This window comes from Mesorhizobium sp. M4A.F.Ca.ET.022.05.2.1, assembly GCF_003998845.1.
Taxonomy (GTDB): domain Bacteria; phylum Pseudomonadota; class Alphaproteobacteria; order Rhizobiales; family Rhizobiaceae; genus Mesorhizobium.
Map to the genome: position 1 here is coordinate 1 of NZ_RZOJ01000486.1, position 4,161 is coordinate 4,161.

The window sequence follows — 4,161 nt, forward strand, 5'->3', positions numbered from 1 at the left end:
GGTGACGAAGAAGCTCATCTTCGCGTCTTGCGAAAGGGCGGCGCCCGCCGTGACGGCAAGGGCGGCGGCAGTCGCGGTGGCGGCAACGAGAATGAGTTTGCGCATGGCGGTCCTCCGGTTTCGAATGTTCTACATTCGAAGAACGTAGCCGGAGGCGCATTTAATCCCTGACGCCGGTCCCCCAAATGCAGCGGTTTGGGAAACGACATGCAGATAAGCGCCGAAGCTCTATTCCGGTTGCCGGTAGGCGACGAAGCGGTCGTGCTTGGCCTGGAAGATCAGTCCGGTTTCCTTCAGCTCCGGACTTGCCAGCGGCAGGATGCGCCTGGCGATCTCGGACGGATGCGGCAGCGTCTCCGGATCCTCGCCGGGGACGGCCTGCGCGCGCATGGCGGTGCGGGTGGCGCCGGGGTCGGCGGCGTTGACCCGCAGCGGCAGGCTCTGCGTCTCGTGCGCCCAGGAGCGCATCATCGTCTCGACCGCCGCCTTGGAAGCTGCGTAGGGCGCCCAGAAGGCGCGCGCCGAATGCGCCGCGTTGGAGGACATGATGATGGCGCGGCCGGCATCGGAGAGGCGGAGCAGCGGATCGACCGAGCGGATCAGCCGCCAGGTCGAGGTGACGTTGATCGTAATCACCTTTTCGAAGGTCTTGGCCTCGACATGGCCGATCGGCGAGATGACACCGAGCACGGCGGCATTGGCCACCAGTATGTCGAGTTTGCCCCAGCGCTCGTGGATGGCGCCGCCGAGCCGGTCGATGCCGGCCATGTCGGCAAGGTCGAGCGGCACCAGCGTGGCCTCGCCCTTGCCGGTCCTGTCATGCTCGGCCTTGATCTGGTCGTCGAGTTCCTCGAGCCCGCCGACGGTGCGGGCCACCGCGATCACATGCGCGCCGGCGGCGGCCAATTCCTTGGCCATGAAATAGCCGATGCCGCGCGAGGCGCCGGTGACGACCGCCAGGCGGCCGGAGAGGTCGAGGGTCATGCGAGAGCTTCCGTGAGGTGATCCGGCCTATGCGCCGCTCGTCGCCAGCAGCGACAGAGTGCGCACATTGTCGTGGCCTTCGAAGTCGAGCAGGCGGGTCGGGGATTGGCCGGTGAAGCAGGCGTCGCAGAATTGCGGCTGGTCGTTGTCGCGGCGCGCCTCGCCGACGGCGCGGTAGAGCCCGTCGATTGACAGGAAGCCGAGCGAATCGACACGGATGAATTCGGCCATCTCTTCGACCGACATGCGCGAGGCGAGCAGCTTCGACTTCTCCGGCGTGTCGACGCCGTAGAAGCACGACGCGCTGGTCGGCGGCGAGGCGATGCGCATATGCACCTCCCTGGCGCCGGCGTCGCGCACCATCTGCACGATCTTCTGGCTGGTGGTGCCGCGCACGATCGAATCGTCGACCAGCACCACGCGCTTGCCCTCGATCATGCGCCGGTTGGCGTTGTGCTTGAGCTTGACGCCCATGTGGCGGATCGAATCGCCGGGCTGGATGAAGGTGCGGCCGACATAGTGGTTGCGGATGATGCCGAGCTCGAAGGGAATGCCGGCGGCCTGGGAAAAGCCGATGGCCGCCGGCGTGCCGGAATCCGGCACCGGCACGACGATGTCGGCCTCGACCGGGTTTTCCTGCGCCAGCTCGGCGCCGATGCGCTTGCGCACCTCGTAGACGTTGCGGCCCTCGACCGAAGAATCCGGCCGCGCGAAATAGACATATTCGAAGATGCAGAAGCGGGTCTTCTGCGGCTCGAACGGGAACAGACTCTCGATGCCCTTGGAGGTGATGACCACCATCTCGCCGGGCTTGATGTCGCGCACGAAGCGGGCGCCGATGATGTCGAGCGCGCAGGTCTCGGAAGCGAGGATCCAGGCGCCGTCGAGGTCGCCCAGCACCAGCGGCCGGATGCCCAGCGGATCGCGGCAGCCGATCATCTTCTTGGCCGTCATGGCTACCAGCGAGAAGGCGCCCTCGACCTGGCGCACCGCGTCGATGAAGCGCGAGTTCAGGTCGCGCTCCTTGCTGGTGGCGACCAGATGCAGCAGCGTTTCGGTGTCGGAGGTCGAGGAAAAGATCGAGCCCTGCTTCTGCAGCGCGCGCTGCACCGTCAGCGCATTGGTGAGGTTGCCGTTGTGGGCGACGGCGAGACCGCCCTCGGAGAGTTCGGCGAAGAAGGGCTGGATGTTGCGCAGGCCGGCGCCGCCGGTGGTGGCGTAGCGCGTATGGCCGATGGCGCGGTTGCCTTGCAGGCTGTCGATGACGCGCTGCTTGGTGAAGGTGTCGCCGATCAGGCCGACATGGCGTTCGACATGGAACTGGCTGCCGTCATAGGAAACGATGCCGGCGGCTTCCTGGCCGCGATGCTGGAGGGCGTGCAGGCCCAGCGTGACGATTGCCGCCGCGTCCTGCCGGCCGAAAATGCCGAACACGCCGCATTCGTCGTGGAAATGGTCGTCGGCCTCGGCGGATAGCACGTCGCCTGCGTCTGCCATCGAAACTGCCATGAGGGGCTCAAGCTCCGCTAAAATCGCCATATAAGGCGATCGCTCGTCGAAAGCAACGCATGCCTTGCGGCGTTCACACCAACGTCAATCCCCGGGGAAGCGCCCGCCTTGCCGCGGGCGCTCGTCTTGGCGGCGATCAGTTTGCCGGCGCCGGAGTGGCGGGAGCCGGCGCCGGCGCGTTGTCGGCAGGGGCTTCGCCTTCATTGTCATCGACCGGCGCATCGGCGTCATCGCCGTTTGCCGGCGGTTCGGCCGCCGGCTGGTCGGTCGTCGCGCCGGGCGCCGCCGGAGTTTCAGCCGCGGGCTCGCCCTTGTGGGTGTATTTGTTGACGAGCTCTTCCGTGTTCTCCGGCAGCAGGCTTTCGAGCTTCGCGCCGATCGTCTCCAGCAGCGGCCGCGACTTGGCGTTGGCGACCCAGCCCGGCGCCTTGGCCCCGGCCAGCCAGTTGAAGAACAGCAGCGCCACCGCGACCACCAGGATGCCGCGCGCCGCGCCATAGAGGAAGCCGAGCGTGCGGTCGAGCGCGCCGATCCGGGAATCGATGATCCAGTCGGCGAGCTTCATGGTGATGACCGAGACGACGATCAGCGCGATGACGAAGACGATGCCGGCGGCCGCCGCCATGGCGATCTTGTCGTTGTCGACATAGGGCTGAACGTAAGGCAGCACCGGCTTGTAGAAGAAGAAGGCCGCCACCGCCGCCGCCACCCAGGAGACGATGGAGAGTACCTCGCGCGAGAAGCCGCGCACCATGGCGAGCATCGCCGAGACCAGGGTGAAGCCGACGAGAATTCCGTCAAGCAGCGTAATCGGCATGTCCTTCGCCCCACTCCATGTCTCTACCGCTCGACGAGCCGCGTCATTCTTGCTCCTCGGCGCGGCTGCGCCGTGAGCCGGCTATGCGCGCGACGAGGTCGGCAAGCTCGGTGGGCTGGAAAGCGCCGGCCCCGATCCCCCCAGCGCCATTGCCACCGACAAGGTCCTCGCTGCCCAAGGGCAGTACCGCGCTACCGAAACCCAGCTTTTCGGCCTCTTTGAGGCGCTGCTGCGCATGCGCAACCGGCCTCACCGCACCCGACAGGCTGATTTCGCCGAAATAGACGCAATCGGCAGGAAGGGCAAGACCGGTGAGCGACGAAACCAGCGCGGCGGCGACCGCCAGATCGGCAGCCGGCTCGCTGATCCGGTAGCCGCCGGCAACGTTGAGGTAGACGTCATGCTGGCCGAAGCGCACACCGCAATGGGCCTCCAGCACCGCGAGCACCATCGACAGCCGCGCGCCGTCCCAGCCGACGACAGCGCGGCGTGGCGTGCCGAGCGAGGAGGGCGCCACCAGCGCCTGGATCTCGACCAGCACCGGACGCGTGCCCTCCATGCCGGCGAAAACGGCCGCTCCTGGCGACTTCGCGTGGCGCTCGCCGAGAAAAAGCTCGGACGGGTTGGCGACTTCGCGCAGGCCCTTGTCCGACATCTCGAACACGCCGATCTCGTCGGTCGGCCCGAAGCGGTTCTTCACCGTGCGCAGGATGCGGTAGTGGTGGCCGCCTTCGCCCTCGAAATAGAGCACGCCGTCGACCATGTGCTCGACGACGCGCGGACCGGCGATCTGGCCTTCCTTGGTGACATGACCGACGAGCACGATCGCCGGTCCGCGCGTCGTCGAGCAC

General features: G+C 66.9%; 4 protein-coding genes. All 4 read right to left on the minus strand.

Annotated features, from left to right (window positions below):
- Nucleotides 1–228 precede the first annotated feature (228 nt).
- The gene (locus EN745_RS31130) at nucleotides 229–984 is read right to left on the minus strand and encodes an SDR family NAD(P)-dependent oxidoreductase (protein ID WP_127405840.1); all 756 of its coding nucleotides are present in this window, start codon (nucleotides 982–984) and stop codon (nucleotides 229–231) included.
- A 27-nt stretch (nucleotides 985–1,011) separates the two neighbouring features.
- Complete coding sequence (purF, locus tag EN745_RS31135; protein WP_127423015.1) at nucleotides 1,012–2,481, minus strand: amidophosphoribosyltransferase; 1,470 nt, start codon at nucleotides 2,479–2,481, stop codon at nucleotides 1,012–1,014.
- Between the two features lie 148 nt (nucleotides 2,482–2,629).
- On the minus strand, nucleotides 2,630–3,310 hold the full coding sequence (locus tag EN745_RS31140; RefSeq protein ID WP_126055661.1) for a CvpA family protein: 681 nt from the start codon (nucleotides 3,308–3,310) through the stop codon (nucleotides 2,630–2,632).
- Nucleotides 3,311–3,353: 43 nt separating this feature from the next.
- Nucleotides 3,354–4,161: magnesium chelatase domain-containing protein (locus EN745_RS31145; RefSeq protein ID WP_127423016.1), on the minus strand; the 808-nt coding region annotated here is incomplete at its 5' end.

What these genes read in the sequence shown, in the direction of transcription:
- EN745_RS31130 (WP_127405840.1), bottom strand. Translation starts at nt 984, where the DNA reads ATGACCCTCGACCTCTCCGGCCGCCTGGCGGTCGTCACCGGCGCCTCG.
- purF (WP_127423015.1), bottom strand. Translation starts at nt 2,481, where the DNA reads ATGGCAGACGCAGGCGACGTGCTATCCGCCGAGGCCGACGACCATTTC.
- EN745_RS31140 (WP_126055661.1), bottom strand. Translation starts at nt 3,310, where the DNA reads ATGCCGATTACGCTGCTTGACGGAATTCTCGTCGGCTTCACCCTGGTC.